The organism is Lentzea californiensis, assembly GCF_024648825.1.
In the GTDB taxonomy this organism is placed as follows: domain Bacteria; phylum Actinomycetota; class Actinomycetes; order Mycobacteriales; family Pseudonocardiaceae; genus Lentzea; species Lentzea californiensis.
Genome location: NZ_JANBBE010000025.1, coordinates 1 through 16,236 on the forward strand (window position 1 = coordinate 1; position 16,236 = coordinate 16,236).

General features: G+C 69.4%; 19 protein-coding genes. 8 read left to right on the forward strand and 11 right to left on the reverse strand.

The features are described from left to right. Positions 1-542 precede the first annotated feature (542 nt). Positions 543-1,661, reverse strand: a complete 1,119-nt coding sequence (locus LX88_RS42800) for a cytochrome P450 (protein ID WP_258953457.1) — start codon at positions 1,659-1,661, stop codon at positions 543-545. An 86-nt stretch (positions 1,662-1,747) separates the two neighbouring features. Here LX88_RS42800 and LX88_RS42805 point away from each other — a divergent pair, with 86 nt between their 5' ends. Then, entirely contained in the window at positions 1,748-2,191 is a 444-nt protein-coding gene (locus tag LX88_RS42805) for a MarR family winged helix-turn-helix transcriptional regulator (RefSeq protein WP_258953458.1), read from the forward strand. Here LX88_RS42805 and LX88_RS42810 read toward each other — a convergent pair. Further along, the gene (locus LX88_RS42810) at positions 2,184-3,206 is read right to left on the reverse strand and encodes a hypothetical protein (protein ID WP_258953459.1); all 1,023 of its coding nucleotides are present in this window, start codon (positions 3,204-3,206) and stop codon (positions 2,184-2,186) included. The genes LX88_RS42805 and LX88_RS42810 overlap by 8 nt on opposite strands. An 18-nt stretch (positions 3,207-3,224) precedes the next feature. Between LX88_RS42810 and LX88_RS42815 the strand changes: the two genes are divergently transcribed. From LX88_RS42815 to LX88_RS42825, 3 genes are read left to right on the forward strand one after another with little or no spacing between them, the layout of a single operon-like run. After that, positions 3,225-3,710 carry a DUF6886 family protein gene (locus tag LX88_RS42815; protein ID WP_258953460.1) on the forward strand — a complete coding sequence of 162 codons (486 nt, stop codon included), beginning with the start codon at positions 3,225-3,227 and terminating at the stop codon, positions 3,708-3,710. A 9-nt stretch (positions 3,711-3,719) separates the two neighbouring features. Then, positions 3,720-4,370: a response regulator transcription factor gene (locus LX88_RS42820; RefSeq protein ID WP_258953461.1), complete on the forward strand. Its 651-nt coding sequence runs from the start codon at positions 3,720-3,722 to the stop codon at positions 4,368-4,370. Further along, positions 4,367-5,635, forward strand: coding sequence for a sensor histidine kinase (locus tag LX88_RS42825; RefSeq protein WP_258953462.1), 1,269 nt, complete (start codon positions 4,367-4,369; stop codon positions 5,633-5,635). Before LX88_RS42820 ends, LX88_RS42825 begins: the two co-directional genes overlap by 4 nt. On the opposite strand, the gene LX88_RS42830 is transcribed toward LX88_RS42825, so the two are convergent. Then, positions 5,592-6,080 (reverse strand): SgcJ/EcaC family oxidoreductase, encoded by a 489-nt coding sequence (locus tag LX88_RS42830; protein ID WP_258953463.1) that lies wholly within the window; start codon positions 6,078-6,080, stop codon positions 5,592-5,594. The genes LX88_RS42825 and LX88_RS42830 overlap by 44 nt on opposite strands. Before the next feature lie 122 nt (positions 6,081-6,202). Here LX88_RS42830 and LX88_RS42835 point away from each other — a divergent pair, with 122 nt between their 5' ends. After that, the gene (locus LX88_RS42835; protein ID WP_258953464.1) at positions 6,203-6,580 is read left to right on the forward strand and encodes a PH domain-containing protein; all 378 of its coding nucleotides are present in this window, start codon (positions 6,203-6,205) and stop codon (positions 6,578-6,580) included. A gap of 93 nt (positions 6,581-6,673) precedes the next feature. Here LX88_RS42835 and LX88_RS42840 read toward each other — a convergent pair whose 3' ends face one another. After that, entirely contained in the window at positions 6,674-7,105 is a 432-nt protein-coding gene (locus tag LX88_RS42840) for a DoxX family protein (protein WP_258953465.1), read from the reverse strand. Positions 7,106-7,212: 107 nt separating this feature from the next. Further along, positions 7,213-7,872, reverse strand: a complete 660-nt coding sequence (locus LX88_RS42845) for a winged helix-turn-helix transcriptional regulator (protein WP_258953466.1) — start codon at positions 7,870-7,872, stop codon at positions 7,213-7,215. A 94-nt stretch (positions 7,873-7,966) separates the two neighbouring features. Between LX88_RS42845 and LX88_RS42850 the strand changes: the two genes are divergently transcribed. The 3 genes from LX88_RS42850 (at position 7,967) to LX88_RS42860 (ending at position 10,028) form a co-directional block, all read left to right on the forward strand. Further along, the gene (locus LX88_RS42850) at positions 7,967-9,112 is read left to right on the forward strand and encodes an acyl-CoA dehydrogenase family protein (protein WP_258953467.1); all 1,146 of its coding nucleotides are present in this window, start codon (positions 7,967-7,969) and stop codon (positions 9,110-9,112) included. Positions 9,113-9,180: 68 nt separating this feature from the next. Further along, complete coding sequence (locus tag LX88_RS42855) at positions 9,181-9,588, forward strand: VOC family protein (RefSeq protein WP_258953468.1); 408 nt, start codon at positions 9,181-9,183, stop codon at positions 9,586-9,588. A gap of 59 nt (positions 9,589-9,647) precedes the next feature. Then, positions 9,648-10,028, forward strand: a complete 381-nt coding sequence (locus tag LX88_RS42860) for a class I SAM-dependent methyltransferase (RefSeq protein WP_258953469.1) — start codon at positions 9,648-9,650, stop codon at positions 10,026-10,028. Here LX88_RS42860 and LX88_RS42865 read toward each other — a convergent pair. Genes LX88_RS42865 through LX88_RS42890 form a run of 6 tightly spaced genes read right to left on the reverse strand, consistent with a single transcriptional unit; the run spans position 10,025 to position 16,234 of the window. Next, positions 10,025-10,507, reverse strand: a complete 483-nt coding sequence (locus LX88_RS42865; RefSeq protein ID WP_258953470.1) for a hypothetical protein — start codon at positions 10,505-10,507, stop codon at positions 10,025-10,027. The genes LX88_RS42860 and LX88_RS42865 overlap by 4 nt on opposite strands. Positions 10,508-10,545: 38 nt before the next feature. After that, entirely contained in the window at positions 10,546-12,258 is a 1,713-nt protein-coding gene (locus LX88_RS42870) for a DUF2264 domain-containing protein (protein WP_258953471.1), read from the reverse strand. Positions 12,259-12,289: 31 nt separating this feature from the next. Then, on the reverse strand, positions 12,290-13,240 hold the full coding sequence (locus LX88_RS42875; RefSeq protein WP_258953472.1) for a hydroxyacid dehydrogenase: 951 nt from the start codon (positions 13,238-13,240) through the stop codon (positions 12,290-12,292). After that, on the reverse strand, positions 13,237-14,064 hold the full coding sequence (locus LX88_RS42880; RefSeq protein ID WP_258953473.1) for a carbohydrate ABC transporter permease: 828 nt from the start codon (positions 14,062-14,064) through the stop codon (positions 13,237-13,239). Before LX88_RS42880 ends, LX88_RS42875 begins: the two co-directional genes overlap by 4 nt. After that, positions 14,064-14,939, reverse strand: a complete 876-nt coding sequence (locus LX88_RS42885) for a carbohydrate ABC transporter permease (protein ID WP_245983702.1) — start codon at positions 14,937-14,939, stop codon at positions 14,064-14,066. The genes LX88_RS42880 and LX88_RS42885 overlap by 1 nt, the downstream gene beginning before the upstream one ends. After that, on the reverse strand, positions 14,936-16,234 hold the full coding sequence (locus LX88_RS42890) for an ABC transporter substrate-binding protein (protein ID WP_258953474.1): 1,299 nt from the start codon (positions 16,232-16,234) through the stop codon (positions 14,936-14,938). Before LX88_RS42890 ends, LX88_RS42885 begins: the two co-directional genes overlap by 4 nt. Between the last annotated feature and the right edge of the window lie 2 nt (positions 16,235-16,236).

Consider the following 16,236-nt stretch of genomic DNA (forward strand, 5'->3'; position numbering starts at 1 on the left):
CGCCGCCATCTGGCACAACCGCGCCACCGGCCAGCCCGTCACCCGATCCCTGATCGCCTACGACCACTGATCAGTTAGGACTTACTCGTCTAGGGCGAGCACCACGTAGTTGACCAACCGCCGCAACAGAAATCCGGCCACCCGTGTTCAGTCCTCTCCCCGGTGGTTGCGACATCGGCACACTGGATTGCAGTGGACGAGTTGCAAGAGATTAACCGCCGATCTGGCGGACCGCTGCCCACCCCCGCCAATACGCGGAGGCCCACTGACCGGGCCATAGTCACCCATGCGTGGAGGAAAGGTCGGCCGAACTGCCACATCAACAGTTGACTCTCGCCAATTGTGTGCCGAAGCGTGACCATTGTGCGGCCGGATCGCCGTATTCACCGTGAAGTTCTGTCTCACCTCGGATGGATGTGACGCATCCGGGTGAATGCAATCACCGGAAGACGTGGGACAAGCAGCGCAATGTGATCATAAACCGGGCATCACTCTCTGAAGCACCTCGAACCTGGACGGTTACTGCATCGATAAGGAGCAGGTCAGGCCTCCGTCCAGCGGACCGGGAGCTGAGCCACCCCGCCGACCAGCTGTTCCGTCCTCCTGCTCAGCGTGGACGGGTCCGCAGCTAGACCGAACGCCGTGAAGCGCGTCACAAGGGCTTCGAGGGTCTCGGCCAGTTCGACCCTGGCGAGCGGCGCGCCGACGCAGAACCGGAAGCCGTGGCCGAACGACAGGTGCGGGTTGGGAACGCGCGGGACGAAGGCAGCGGGGTCGGGAAAGCGGCCGGGGTCCCGGTTGGCCTGGTCGATGCCGAGCAGCACCAGGTCGCCCGCCGGGACGACGGTTCCCTCGATCTCGATGTCCGCCATCGCGTACCGGGGCATGCCCGAGTCGTCGGAGCGCCTCTCCAGTGGTGCGCGGTGGCGCAGGACCTCCTCGACGACGGCCGGGACGGCGTCCGGGTCCTTCAGCGTCTGCCACTGCCCGGGGTGGAGGCTGAGCAACATCACCGCGCGGTCGATCGCGGCGACGGTCGTCTCGTGGCCCGCGAACAGCAGGCCGGCGCTGAGCTGCGCGATCTCCTGCTCACCGGCGTCCGGGTGCTGCCGGGTCATGCGGCTGATGACGTCGTCCGCCGGGCTCTTCCTCTTCTGCGCGACCAGTTCGGCCATGTAGGCCCACAGCTCCGCGAAGCCCCGCATCGACTTCTGCTCGTCGTTGAGCGCGCTCATGGCTTCCGACCAGTTCCGGAACTCCTCGCGGTCGTCCGCCGGGACTCCCAGCAGCTCGCAGATCACCAGAACCGGCAGCGGGAACGACACGGCTTCGTGGAAGTCCGCCGGCTGGCCTTGCCGCACCAGGTCGTCCAGCAGGTCGTTCACCAGATGACGTACTCGTGGACGCATCGACTCCATGCGCTTCGCGGAGAATTCCGGAGCGAGCATCCTGCGCATCAACGCGTGCTTCTCGATTTCCTGCTGCGCGGTCGCTTTGTGCGGTTTGCCGAGGACCACCGAGCTGGTGAACCTCGGCGCGTTGTCCGGGTCCGGGTGGCCACGGCCGAGCCTGCGGTCGGCCAGCAGCGCCTTGACCTGGTCGTAGCCGGTGACCAGCCAGGCCTCGTCCCCGGCCCGCGTGGGTACGCGTCTGATCGCCATCTTTGCCCCCCGAGATGGTCCGTCGTGTACGACGCGTCGCATACGACGCGTCGTGTGCAACGTACCTTCCGCCTAGACTCCGCGCCATGGTCGAGGCTTTCCAGGACGCGGAGTCCGTGATGGCGCACCTGCGCGCGTTGCGGCAGGACCTGCTGACGACGGCGATCGAGCCGGCCGGCGACCAGCGGCGCAGCGGGCTCACCGGGCCGCAGGTCAGCCTGATCCGGTCACTGGTGGTCGAGGGGGCCGCGACGGTCACGGAACTGGCGCGGCGGCTGAGCCTGTCGCACTCCACGACGTCCGGGATCGTGGACCGCCTGCAGGCGCGGGGACTGGTCAAGCGCGAGACCGACCCGAAGGACCGCCGGTACACGCGGGTCGAGGTCACCTCACCCGTGCAGGGGTACACGCGGGAGATCTCGGAAGGCCCCTACGGGCGGCTGACGAGGGTCCTGGCGGAGGCCACGCCCGCGGAGCGCAAGACCGTGCTGGACGGGCTGGAGACGCTGCGGACGTTGCTGGCTAGGTGAGGCGCCAGAGACGGCCGCCCGCGATCACGAAGACCTGATCACCGGCCTTCTCCACCGCCACGACCGCACCGGACGGGCCGTCCGCGGGGCGTTCGTCCTTCTCCGACACCAGCTTCACGCCGCCGTGGTCGACGACCAACGTCGCGACGCCGTTGACGGACACGGGCGCGGCGAGCTTGTCGTCGTCACCGACGGGGACGTCCGGGGTGGTGAGCTTCTTCCAGTCCGGGCCCGACCACCAGGCGAGCTTGCCCTTGCTGCGGCCCACGACGTGGCAGGTGCCGTCCCAGCAGCGGGCGGCCAGCGCGGCGTCGCCGTCCGGGAGGGTGGCGGTGGTCCAGGTGGTGCCGTCGAACCGCCAGACCGCGGCGCTCACCACACCTTTCGCGATCTGCCAGCCGACGACGAGCGCGCCGTCGCCGTCCGGGGTGACGGCCAGCGGGAACCGGAGGAGTTCCTGCGAGCTCTCGAGGACCGTGCCGGCGGACGGCTGACGGGTCCAGGTGCCGTCGGCGTAGGTCCAGGCCGCGATGTCGAGGCCCGCCTTGGCGCTCTGCCAGGTGCCGATGACCAGCGGCCCCTTCGCGGTGCGCACCGGGCCGATCAACTCGCCCGCGCCGTAGCCACCGAACGTGCTGAAGCCCTGCGGTTTCTCGTTGATGGCACGGGTGTCGCCGGTCCACGCACTCCAGCGGACGTTCCCGTGCGCGCCGCCTCGTTCGCCGCCGACACCGGTGATCGTGGTGCCGTCGGAGGTGAGGCCGTACCAGTGCGCTTCCTTGCCGTACGGGGTCGCCGGGGTCAGCCGGGAGTTGGACAGCATGCCGTCCTTGGTCCGCGTGACGAGCTCCGGGTGATCGGACGGGCGGGTGCCGATGACCAGCATGTCGCCGTGCGTGGCCAACGCTTCGGGCGGGGCCGTCAGGTCGACGGCGGTGAAGCCGACTGTGTTGTCCGCACCGCCTGAGGAGCAGCCGGTGAGGACCAGCAAAACCGCGAGCGTCAGCCTGCGCATGCGGGCCAGTATGACCACATGCGGCCCGAACCGGATCAGGTGTTGCACTTCTCCGAGGATCCCTCGATCACCCGGTTCGTCCCGCACCTGGCGGCGACCGCGCGGCAGGCCGGCGAGTACGTGTGGGCGGTGGACGCCGCACGCTCGCCCGGCTACTGGTTTCCGCGGCAGTGCCCGCGGGTGATGGCGTGGACGAGCACGACCAGGGTGCACGCGATCGAGTACGGGTGGCTGGAGCGGATGCGGACCGTGGAGCTGTACGCGTACCGGTTCGGCATCGAGCGGTTCCGCCCGTTCGAGGACCACGCCCACGTCGCGACGGAACCGGTGGTGCCGCTCGGTCCGGCTGAACGTGTCGGTGACCTGTTCGCGTTGCACGAGGAGGCGGGGATCGAACTGCGCGTGCTGGCCGGCCTCTGGCCGTTCTGGGACGAGGTCACGGCCGGACCGCTGGAGTTCAGCGGCATCCGGCTGCGGAACGCGCTGCCCCGATCAGTGGAATGATCTCCGCCCATGCGGGTGCTGCTGGTGGAGGACGACGAGCCGATCGCGGAGTCGTTGACGCGCGGACTGTCCCGCTACGGGTTCGAGGTCCAGTGGGTGCGCACGGGCGCGGAGGCGCTGACGGCCGGGGATTTCGCCATGGTGCTCGTCGATCTGGGGCTGCCCGACATGGACGGCCTCGACGTCTGCCGTGAGCTGCGGGCGCGCGGAGACGTGCCGATCATCGTGATCAGCGCGCGGTCCGACGAGGTCGACCGGGTGGTCGGGCTGGAGATCGGGGCCGACGACTACGTCACCAAGCCGTTCGGGGTGCGTGAGGTCATCGCACGGATGCGGGCGGTCCTCAGGCGCGTGCAGCCCGCACAGCCCGAACCGGAGGCGCACGGGCGGGTGCGGATCGACCGGCGCGCGCGGCGGGTGCACCTCGATGGCGGTGAGGTCGAGCTGACGCCGAAGGAGTTCGACCTGCTGGCGTTCCTGGCCGAGGAACCCGGCGCGGTGTTCACCCGCGAGCAGATCATGGAGGCGGTGTGGGACGAGAACTGGTTCGGCCCTACCAAAACGCTCGACGTGCACGTCGGGGTGTTGCGCCGCAAGCTCGGTGACGCGGCCTCGCTCGAGACCGTGCGGGGCGTCGGGTTCCGGCTGGTGCTCCCGTGATCCGCCAGCTCGCCTGGAGCTACGTGCTGCTGGTGGCGGTGGCGATCGCGGCGTTCACGGTGCCGGTGGCGTTCACGCTCAACCAGCAGCTCTACGACGACGCCGTGAACACCGCCCGGCGTGAGGCCGACACGGCCGCGTTGCTGCTCGCGTCCGGCGACACGAGGTCGTTGAACGCATTGGCGGACGCCTACGAACGGCAGACCCCCGGCCGGATCGACGTCCTCGAACCCCAGCCGGAGTCGAAGGTCTGGGATTCCGAGGGTCTGAAGCTCACGGTTCCGGCGAAGACGCCCGACGGCACGGTCGTCGGTGCGATCCGCCTGTCCTATCCGGACGATCGGATCACGCAGAGGCTCTGGCAGATCTGGGGGTTCCGCGCCGCGCTCGCCGTGGGCGTGCTGATCCTGGCGGCGTTCCTGGGGCTGTGGCTGGCGAAGCGGGTCACCCGGCCGTTGCGGGAGCTCAACGTGATGGCGGGCAGGCTGCGCGACGGCGACCTGACGGCGCGGGCCGAGGAGACGGGACCGCCCGAGACCCGCACGCTCGCCCGCACCCTCAACACCGCGACCGAGACGATCGGCACGCTGGTCGGCTCGCAGCGCGCGTTCATCGGCGACGCCTCGCACCAGCTCCGCACGCCGCTGACCGCGCTGCGGCTCAGCCTCGACAACGTCGCCGACGGCGTCGACGACCCGGCGGTCCGCGAGGACGTCGAGATGGCGACGGCCGAGATCGTGCGGATGTCCAGGCTGGTCAACGGTCTGCTGGCGCTGGCCAGGGCCGAGGCGGACGTCCCCCACCCCGAACCGGTGCAGGTGCTCGACGTCGTCGCGGAGCGGTTCACCGCGTGGCGCGCCGCCGCCGACGAACGCTCGATCTCCCTGGTCTCCGAAGGCTTCGACATCCGGGTGCTCGCCACGCCGGGGCACCTCGAGCAGGTGCTGGACAACGTGCTGTCCAACGCGCTGGAGGTGTCCCCGGACGGCGCGACGATCCTCGTCCGCACGACGCGGCCGGGCGTGGTGGAGGTCATCGACGCCGGCCCCGGCCTGCCGGAGGCCGACCGGGCGCGGGCGTTCGACAGGTTCTGGCGCGGCCAGGGCCTCACCGGCAAGGGCGGGTCCGGCCTCGGCCTCGCCATCGTGAAGCAGCTCGTCACCGACGACGGCGGTTCGGTGTCGCTGGAGGCGGCGGCGAGCGGCGGGTTGTGCGTGCGGATCAGACTTGCTCCGGCATCGCCGACGAGTGGTGGTTCACGATGAGCCACTTCCCGTCGACCTTCTCGTAGACGAACGTGTAGCGCGCGTCCACGGTCGTCGCCTTGCCGTCCTTGGTGAGCGCGAACCGGTAGGTGCCCGCGTCGATCGCGTCGTCGGCGTCGAGGACGGCGACGTGCGAGTCGAGGATGGTGCCGCTCGGCTTGTTGAGCAGGAAGTGCTCGAAGTAGTCGACGATCTCGGCCCGCGAGGACCGCACCTGGTTCGACACCGTGGGCAGCAGAACCGCGTTCGGAGCGTAGCGATCGGCCACCTTCTGGGGGTCACCCGTTGCGAGGGAGGCGTTCCAGTCGGCGAACAACGCCTGAATCTGCCCGGTCGTCGGCCGCTCGTCCGATCCCGTGGACGTCTGCGCTGGGGCGCTGGAACATCCGACGAGCAGAGCAGTCGCTCCGACCAGTCCGGCGGCTCCGATGAAGTGCTTGCGCATCGTGTCGTTCTCCCCGATCAAGTGGCTGTTGAGATCCACTTTCGAGGTACGACCGGAAACGTTCGGACAGGAGCGGCCCAGTACCGGGACAAGCTTTCGGAAAGCCTGGTAAACGTGGACGTATGGGACTTCTCAGCGGAATGATGGGGAACGCGTCGAAGCTCGACCCGCGGGACGCCGCGAAGGAGTTCGGGAGGCTGCTGGCGCAGGGGGAACAGGTCCACGCGGCGTACCAGCTGGTGCGCGACTCGTTCCTGTTCACCGACCGGAGGCTGATCCTGGTCGACAAGCAGGGCATGACGGGCAAGAAGGTCGAGTACCACTCGGTGCCGTACAAGGCGATCACGCAGTTCTCGGTCGAGACGGCCGGTCATTTCGACATGGACGCGGAGCTGAAGATCTGGATCTCCGGCGGCGAGGCGCCGATCTCCAAGCAGTTCGGCAAGGGCGTCGACGTCTACGAGGTGCAGGCTCTGCTGGCCACGTTCACGGCCCGATAACCCTCGAAATCGACCGAAGAAGCCCAGAACCGTTGTTGCACAACAAAAATTCCCCGCAGGCACAAGGCCTGCGGGGAAAGTCTTCGGTGCGGTCTAGCGGGCCTGCAGCATCGGGCGGAACTTGTCCCGGTACGCCCAGGCGAGGCCGATCTCGGCGGCGACCACGAGGAGCGCGATGACCATGCCCGAGGGCTCCAGGAACAGGTGGATCAGGAAGATGTTCACGACCATCGGCGCCAGGATCGCCAGGGCGAGCGGCACGAACCGGCCGGCGACCAGCAGCACGCCCGCGACGACCTGGACACCCGACGACAGCTGCAGCATGTAGCCCGTCGCGTAGAGCGCGGTCGTGAACGCCACCCCGGCCGGCGCCATCGTGCTGGGATCCGGTGCGGGCATGAAGTTCAGGAACCCGTTCAAGCCGGTCACGGTGAACAGCAGGCCGGTCAGCACGCGGGTCACGAGCGTGACGTGGCGGGCGGCGGCCGACTTGCGGGAGACGGGGGCGGCGGTCGTGGCGGTCATGTCGAGTTCCTCCTGGGCTGTCGTGTCCTTCCACTGATGCGTCGAACGGGCGGCAGCCCGGATCGACACGACGGCCCAGAAATCTTTGAGAAAGTTGTTCGCGCTGGTCAGGCTCGTGCAGCTCGCACGTGCTCGGCGACCGGGCTGAGCTTCAGCCACTCCGGCAGGCCGCGCACCACCCAGCGCGTGCCGGTCAGCTCGATGGTGCCCGCGCGCACCGCGTCGAGCAGTTCGACCTCGCCCTCCCACATCCGGAAGAGCGTGGCGATGTCGGACGCCAGCACCGCGTCGACCTCCAGGCCGGGGTCGGTGTAGCAGATCGAGGCGTCACCGGGTTCGACGACGAGCCAGAACGTGCGGCGGCGGTCGTTGATGCGGACCTCGATGTTCGCGCGTTTGCTCAGCGTGCCCGTGTCGATGCGGCCGTGCATCCACCACATCAGCACCTCGGGGTCGAGCTCGTCGGCGCGCGGATCGCCGAACGCGTAGCGGGCGCCCCAGTCGGCGAGGCCGAACACCAAGGGGCGCAACGCCTGCCCGGCCGGCGTCAGCGCGTAGCCGTCACCGGTGCGCTGCACCAGACCGGCGTTCGCCAGCTGCCGCAGCCGCCGCGACAGCAGTGCCCGCGAAAGTCCCGGCAGGCCGCGGGACAGCTCGTTGAAGCGCGAGGCACCGACGAGCATGTCCCGCACGATCAGCAACGTCCACCGGTCGCCCAGCACCTCGACGGCGCGGACGATCGGGCAGTACTGCGCATACGTCCTCACAGGGGGAGTCTCCGTCGCGGAGGGGGTTTCGTTACCGCCGTCCGGTTCACTTTCAGAACTACCCGCGGGGCGTGCGCGTTCTTACGTTTGTCGCATGACAACTCTTGATGCACCACGGGTGACCAGCATGTTCCCCACCGTGACCAGAGACGGCGACGACAAGTTCGCGGAGATGGCCGCACGCATCGGTGCCATCGCGGCCGCCAACGCGTCCGGGCACGACCGCGACGCCACGTTCGTGAGCGAGGCGTACGAGGCGATGCGCGAGGAGGGCTACCTGGCGTTGGCCGTACCCGAGGAACTGGGCGGGCTCGGCGCCACGATGCGCCAGGTCTGTTACGCGCAGGCCGAGCTCGCGCGGCACGACGGCGCCACCGCGCTGGCCGTCACGATGCACCTGTACCTGACGCTCATGCAGGGCTACCGGCGCCGCAAGGGCGCACCGGACGCGGAGGGCGTGCTGCGGCGCGTGGCCGCGGAAGGACTGGTCATCGCGACCAGTGGCGGCTCGGACTGGCTGTGGCCCACGACGACCGCGACGCCGGTGGACGGCGGCTTCCTGGTGAACGGGCGCAAGACGTTCTGCAGCCAGTCTCCGCGCGCCAACGTCGTGGCCACGTCCGCGGTCCTCGGTGAGGAGGTGCTGCACTTCAGCGCCCCGCTGAACGCCGACGGCGTGCGCATCGAGGAAACGTGGGACACGCTCGGCATGCGCGGCACGGCCAGCCACGACGTGGTGCTGGAGGACGTGTTCATCCCGGCCGAGAAGATCGCCGCCCGCCGGCCGTACGGCGAGTTCGGCGCACCTCTGTTCGCCGCCGTGGTCCACTTCGCGCCGGTGTGCGGGGCGACGTACTTCGGCATCGCGGCGGGCGCGCGGGACGTGGCCGTGCGGTCGACGTCGAAGAGCGCCACCCGGCAGATCGGGCTGATGGACTACAAGCTGCGCACCGCGTGGTGGTCGCTGATGGGCTCGATCGACGAGCTCGGCGAGGACTACACGGCCAACGCCGAGTCGACCACCACGGTGATGCTGGCCAAGCGCCACGCCGTCGTGGAGGCGATCGAGGTCGTGAACGTCGCGATGGAGGTCCTCGGTGGACGGTCGTTCTTCCGGCGTTCACCGCTGGAGCGCGCCTACCGCGACGTGCGCGCCGGGACGTTCCACCCGCTCACGCCGGAGGCCACACTCATGTACGCGGGCAAGGTCGCTCAGGGTGACCCCGGAGTCACTGAATAAGTTCAAGTTGTAGGTGTGCCAAGGGTTTGCGAGGATTCGTGTCCGTCTTCTCAGAAGGAGCGATCCCGGTGGCCACTCGTCTCAACCCGTACATCAGCTTCGACGGTCAGGCCCGCCAGGCGATGGAGTTCTACCACTCGGTCTTCGGCGGAGAGCTGAAGATGAACACCTTCGGCGAGTTCGGCATGCAGGACACGCCGCAGGCCGACCAGATCATGCACGCGCAGCTGGAGACCGACCTCGGCTACACGATCATGGCCGCCGACACCCCGCCCGGCATGGAGTACCGGCCGGGCTCCCGCATCACGGTGTCGCTGTCGGGCGACGAAGAGGTGCTGCGCGACTACTTCAACGCCCTCGCCGAGGGTGGCGAGGTCGGTACGCCGCTGGAGAAGCAGATGTGGGGCGACGAGTACGGCGACCTCGTCGACAAGTTCGGCGTGAACTGGATGGTCAACATGGGCGGTCTCGGCTGACGGTTGCGGCGGGGCCGCGGGAGTGGCCCCGCCCGCCGCGCTGACGCATGATGTCGACCATGAGCGAGCGTCTGCGGAGCGTGGTCGGCCAACTCGCGATCCGGCCCGGTGACCGGGTGCTGGAGATCGGCTGCGGCCAGGGCGTGGCCGCCACGATGGTGTGCCAGCTGTTGTCCACCGGCACGCTCACCGCGATCGACCGCTCCACCAAGATGATCGAGGCCGCGACCCGCCGCAACGCGGAGTACGTGGCGTCGGGCAGGGCCGAGTTCCTCATCGCGTCGCTGGAGGACATGAACCTCGGCGACCGGCGGTTCGACCTGGTGTTCGCGGTGCGGGTCGGGCTGTTCCACCGCGATCCCGGCCGTGCGCGGGCGTTGCTGGAGCCGTGGCTCGCGCCGGACGCCCGCGTGTTGTCGTTCTACGACGTACCTGTCTAAATGCGGGCGAACAGGTCCGTTATCAGCTTCTTCGACGGCTCGACGCCCGCGGGCGACATCACCTCGATCTGCGTCTTGCCCTTGCGCGCGGCCACGGTGTGCTGGGCGGTCTCGGCCCCGCCCGCACTGGACTCGTAGGCCTCGTCGAACAGGCCCTCGACTGCCTTCGCCTTCTCCGGCTTGCCCTTGGCGAACGTCGCGGCGGTCGCGTTGGTGGTGAACCGCACCTCGACCGGCATGCCGGCGCCCACGTAGGTGCACGTCGTCACGGCCTTGTCGACGCTCTCCCGCTGGCCCTGCAGCCTCAGGTTGAGCGCCTTGCCCACGACGGAGGAGTTGGCGTTCGCGCAGCTCGGGCCGTTGCCGGCGGGCTGTTCGACCGTCGTCTGGGTCGCGGGGGCCTGCGTCGGGGCGGCCTGCGGCTCGGAGGTGCAGGCGGCGAGCAGGAACGCGGCGGCGGCGAGGAGGGTGATGCGCACACCCCTTCATCGAGCCTGCCGCCGCCGCGTTACCCCGTTCAGGCGTCCAAGGTCAGCCGGAGGACCTCGTCGACGCGCGCGTTCCAGTCCACTTCCGCGACGGAGCCGTTGAGCACCGCCACCGCCGCGAGAGTCACCGTGCCCTCGACGTCCGAGGTCAGCACGGGGACCTTCGCGGTGGTGACGAACGCCGTGCCCTGCGGTGCGGGCCGCGAGTCCGTGCCCGTCCAGCCCCGCACGGCGACCAACGACGAGGGCAGGTCCGTGGCCCAGCCGGTGAGCTCGGCCCTCGTACCGGGTGGTGCGCCGATCACGCGGTGGATGCGCAGTTCCTGGTCGTCCCAGACCGCCGTGACGCTCTCGATCCGCAGGCCCGGCACCATGTGCTGGTTCGCGTCGAACACCGGGCGGTGCCAGGACGCGGCCCAGTTGTCCCGCGCGCCCAGCGGGTGGATCCGCCTGCGCACGCTGCGGTCGCCCCTGACGACCAGGCTGATGTGGTTGTCTGCGATGTTGTGCCGCGCGGTCGGGCCGCTGGCCGTGGAGTAGGCGAAGCGGCTGTAGAGGGGGTCGTCCTCGGTCGCGTACTCGCCCTCGAACGGCCGGACGTGGTCGCTGCCGTGGTTGTGCAGCCGCGTCACGCCGTTGTGCCGCTGGATCAGGAAACCCGGGCCCGGCAACGCGAGCGTCCGGTCCTCGTCCGGGGCCTCCTCCTGCTCCGTCCACAGTGGATGATCGGGACCGGCGAGCAGGCAGACGAACGCCTTCGACGCCCAGTACGGCGAGGCCGGGCCGGAGTAGACCTGCAGGCCGGCCTCGTGCGGGCCGTGCCAGCCGAGGCTGAGCAGGCCGTCGGACAGCGATCCTCTGTCCAGGAAGTACCGGAGGGTCTGGCTGATGAGCTGACGGGAGTGGCCGGGACTCAGCGGCGTCTCGCCGGTGAGCGCACCCAGTGCCACGGCCGACGCGGCGGCGAAGCGGTAGGTGAGCGACCGTCCGAAGTAGAGCGGAGCGCCGTCCGCACCGAACAGCAGGTGGAAGCTCTCCAGGTGCTCGCGCAGGTGCGTGGTGACCGGCTGCCCGTTCAGATGCGCGTCCAGCGCCGGGTAGAGGTGCAGCGCCCAGCCGTTGTAGTGGTCGAACGCGCGGCCGTCGCCGTCGGAGTACCAGCCGTCGCCGGCGTACCAGCCCTCCAGCAGTTCCATCGCACGGGCTTTCGCCTGGCGGGTCTCCTCGTCACCGCGTCCGGCCGACTCCAGGAACGACGCCACGGTGTACGGGAAGAAGTACCAGTTGTTGGCGGCGGGAACGCGCCGCAGCGACTCCCGCAGCCAGGCCTCGGCCCGGTCCTGCACCGCCTCCGGCAGCTTGTCCCAGAGCCACGGCTTGGTAAGGCGCAGACCCAGCGCCACGGAGGCCGACTCGACCATGGGCTGGCCGACGTCGAAGATCGCGGGCCACTCCCCCGCCGTGCCGGCCGCCAGCCCCGCGGCGTAGCGCTCCAGCCAGTTGTGCGGGTCTTCGCCGTGCGCGGTGCGGAAGGCGGCGGCGAGGAACGTGCGGGCGTACCCCTCCAGGCCGTCCGACCGGACACCGCTGCGGGACGGGCGACCCGGCAGGTCGAGGAAGGCCTGGTCGGGGGACGCGTACCGCCAGGCGGCGGTGAGCAGGCCGTCCGCGGCTGCCACCCAGTGCTCGCGGGTGAGGCCGGTGCGGGGGCTCAGGACGTGGTCGGGGTCTGGCAGCTTCACGCGATGTGGTCCCTTCGGTCGTCTGGCAGCCTCACGCGATCCGCTCTCGTCTCTCGGCCGGCACCGGAGTCGCGAACGGCTCTCCCATCACCCACCGGCGAACCTCGTCGACGGCGTGGCGGCCGAGACGCCTCCACTCGTTGCCCTGCGAGCCCGCCAGGTGCGGCGTGATGAGCACGTTGTCGTGGCGCCACAACGGGTGGTCCACCGGCAGCACCTCCGGGTCGGTCACGTCCAGCACCGCCCGGATGCGGCCGGCCTCCGCGACGAGCGCGTCCTGGTCGACCACGGCGCCACGGGCGGTGTTGATCAGCACGGCGTCGTCGCGCAGCAGGGCCAGCAGCTCGCCGCTGACCAGTCCGGTGGTCTCCGGCAGCAACGGCGTGTGCACGCTGACGACGTCGCTGCGTTCGAACAGCTCGGTGAGGCCCACGGACTCGGCACCGTCCACTTCGGTCACGAACGGGTCGTGCACCAGCACGTGGAAGTCGTAGGGCGCCAGCAGCTCGATCACCCGGCGGCCGATCAACGACGCGGACAGGATGCCGATCGTGGCACCGAAGTTGCCCACCGAGGCGGGCACCCCGTACACCGACATCCGCTTGGTCTCGCGGTAGTCGCGGGCGCGTTCGAGCACCCGCTTGCCGCTGAGCAGGATCATCGCGACGGTGTACTCGGCGACCGGCAGCGCGTTGGCCTGCGCGGCCGACGAGACCGCGATGCCGCGTTCCCAGCAGGCGTCGGTGACGAAGCCCTTGACCGAGCCGGCGGTGTGCACGATCGCCTTCAGGCGGGGCAGCCGCGCGAGCACCTCGGCGGTGATCGGCGGGCAGCCCCAGCCCGTGACGAGCAGGTCGACGTCGGGGACCTCGGCGAAGCCGGGGCGGACGCCCGCGAAGTCGCAGACCGCCCGCAGGTCGTGGAGCACGGGCGTGAGAACGGCGTCGGCGGCGTCCGCCGACATCACGCCCGCGGCCCTCACTTGACGGCTCCCGCGGTCATGCCGGCCTTCCAGAACCGTTGCAGCAACATGAAAGCGAGGATCAGCGGCAGCACCGCGAAGAGAGATCCCATGATCACCACCGGGTAGTATTCGGGAGAGACAGTGGCCGAGCTGTTCCACTGGTAGAGGCCGAGGCTGACGGGGTAGAGCTTCTGGTCGGACAGCATGACCATGGGCAGGAAGAAGTTGTTCCAGATCGTGGTGAGCTGGAACAGGAACAGCGTCACCACGCCCGGTCCCAGCATCCTGAAAGCAACCCTGAAGTAGGTCGCGAGGTCGCTCGCGCCGTCGATGCGGGCAGCCTCCAGCACCTCGTCCGGCACGTAGCCCTGCGAGAAGATCCGGCCGAGGTAGACGCCGAACGGGTTGAACAGCGCCGGGATGAACACCGCCCAGAACGTGTTCACCAGGCCCGCCTCGGACGCCATCAGGTACAGCGGCAGCGCGAGCACCGTCTGCGGCACCATGACCGCCGCGAGCACGAGCCCGAAGAGCTTCTCCTTGTGGCGGAAGGCGTACTTGTCGAAGGCGTAGCCCGCGGCGATCGAGATGAACGCGCTGACCCCCGCACCGACCACGGCGTACAGCAGACTGTTGAGGTACCAGCGCGGGTACAGGCCCTTGTCCATCGCGAACAGGTTCTTGACGTTCTCCACCAGCGAGAAGCCGCCGAACAGGTCGCTGTTGAACAGGGCGTCGACGTTCTTCGTGGCGGCGAGCACCAGCCACATCACCGGCAGCAGGGTGTAGAGCACCGAGACGCCGATGACCACGTTCACCGTGGTCCGGCCGAGGAGGGTCATCAGGCGGCCTTCCTGTTCGTCCAGCGGGTGACGCCGTAGGACAGCGCGACCGTGAAGGCCAGCAGGACCACGGACGCGGCCGCGGCGAGGCCGTAGTTGTTGCGGGTGAAGGCCGCGTCGTAGATGTACATGCTCGGCGAGAACCGGGCGCTGATCATCGGGGTGGACTGGCTGAGCAGCACGGGTTCGGTGAACAGCTGCAGCGCCCAGATCAGGGTGAAGATGCCGACCGTGACGATCGCGCCGCGCACCAGCGGGGCCTTGATCCGCAGGGCCTGCTTGACCGGGCCCGCACCGTCCACGACGGACGCTTCGAGGACCTCGCGCGGCACGGCCTGCAACGCGGCGTAGAAGATCACCATGTTGTAGCCGAGGTTGCTCCACAGGGCGATGTTCACGATCGACGGCAGGACGGTGTCGATGCCGAGGAAGCTGATCTGGACGTCGGCCTTGGCGAACAGGTCGATGATCGGGCTCAGCCCGGGCGTGTAGAGGTAGAGCCAGATCAGCGCCGCGATGATGCCCGGCACGGCGTGCGGCAGGTAGAGGCTCATCTGCGCCCAGCTGCGCAGCTTCGCCACGCCGGAGTCGAGCAGCAGCGCGAGGGTGAGCGCACCGGCGACCATCAGCGGGATGTAGAGCAGGCAGTACAGCACGACGGTGAGCAGGCTGCCCAGGAACGTCGGATCGCTGAGCACGGCGCCGTAGCTGCGCAGGCCGACGAACACCGTGCTCTCCGGGCCGAAGCCCAGTCCCGGCTGGTCGGCCGCGAAGAAGCTGAGCCACACCGCCGTGCCGGTCGGGATCAGGAAGACGGTGACCAGCAACAGGAAGAACGGCGCCATCAGGACGGCACAGGCGAGCTTGCCCTTCACCGCGTACCCTCCTCAGTGGACAGTCCGAGCGCCAACAGGTCGGGCATCGTGCCGCTCTGGGCCTCCCGCGCCGCCTCGATCAGCGTGCCGGCACCGGCACCGGCCTTCGCGAACCCGTCCTGCATGACCTTGAGGGTGGCGGTCATCCGCGGGCCCCACACCCAGCCGTCGCGGATCTTGTCCGCCTCCTGCTGGAAGAGCCGGTAGATGTCCTGGCCGCCGTAGTACTCGCCGGGGAACGCCTTGGCGCCCGCCTCGACGAGAGCCGGCGCCACCGGGTACTGGCTGCTGGTGCCGCTCTTCAACCGGGCCGTCAGCGCGTCCGGATGGGTGCACTGCCACTCGATGAACTCCATCGCGGCCTCGGGTTCCCGCGAGTCCTTGGTGACGGCGAACGTCGAACCGCCGTGCGTGCCGACGACCTGCTCGTCCCAGACCGGCACGGGGGCGATGCGCCACTTGCCCTTCTGCGCGGGCCTCGCCCGCATCTGCGCGCCCGCGTCCCACGCGCCGCTCAGCCTGGTGATCACCCGGTCCTGGCCGATCTGCGCGTCGTGCTGCTTGCTGTCGCCCGCGTTGCGGAACACCAGGTCCTCGTCGATCAGCCCCTGCCAGTAGGCGGCGATCTTCTGGGTGGGCCCGTCGGTGAGGGACACGCGCCACTTGCCGCCGCTGGTGTCGAACCACTGAGCGCCGGCCTGCCAGGCGTGGCAGGCGAACTGCGTACCGCCGTCCGTGGGGAACAGCGTGAGCCTCTTGTCGGGAAACCTGGACCTCACCGTCCGCGCGAGGCCGGCGAACTCGTCCCAGGTCGTCGGCACCTCGAAACCGCCTGCCTGGAACAGGTCCGCGCGGTAGTGCAGGACCATCGGCTCGACGTCGAGCGGAACGCTGAAGACCCGGTCGTCGAACGTCGTGAGCTTGAGCGCCTGCGGCAGCAGCTTCTGCTTCAGCCGGTCGGTCACGAGGTCGGTGATGTCCCTGGCCACGCCGTCGATCGCATAGCCGGGGACCTGCGGGTACTCGATCGTGGCGATGTCCGGTGCGTTGCCCGCGCGAGCCGCGTTGCTGAGCTTGGCGTAGCCGCCCTGCCCACCGGAGGGGATCTGCTGGAAGACCACCCTGATGCGGTTCTGCGAGGAGTTGAACGCGTCGACGACCTGCTGACTACCGCGCAGGGCCGACCAGAACGTGATCTCTACCGGACCTCCGGCACCGCGGCGTTGCGGAGTGGAGCAGGCCGCCAACGGTGCCGTGAGACCCGCCGCGAGAAGTGTGCGACGACTCAGGCGCATGG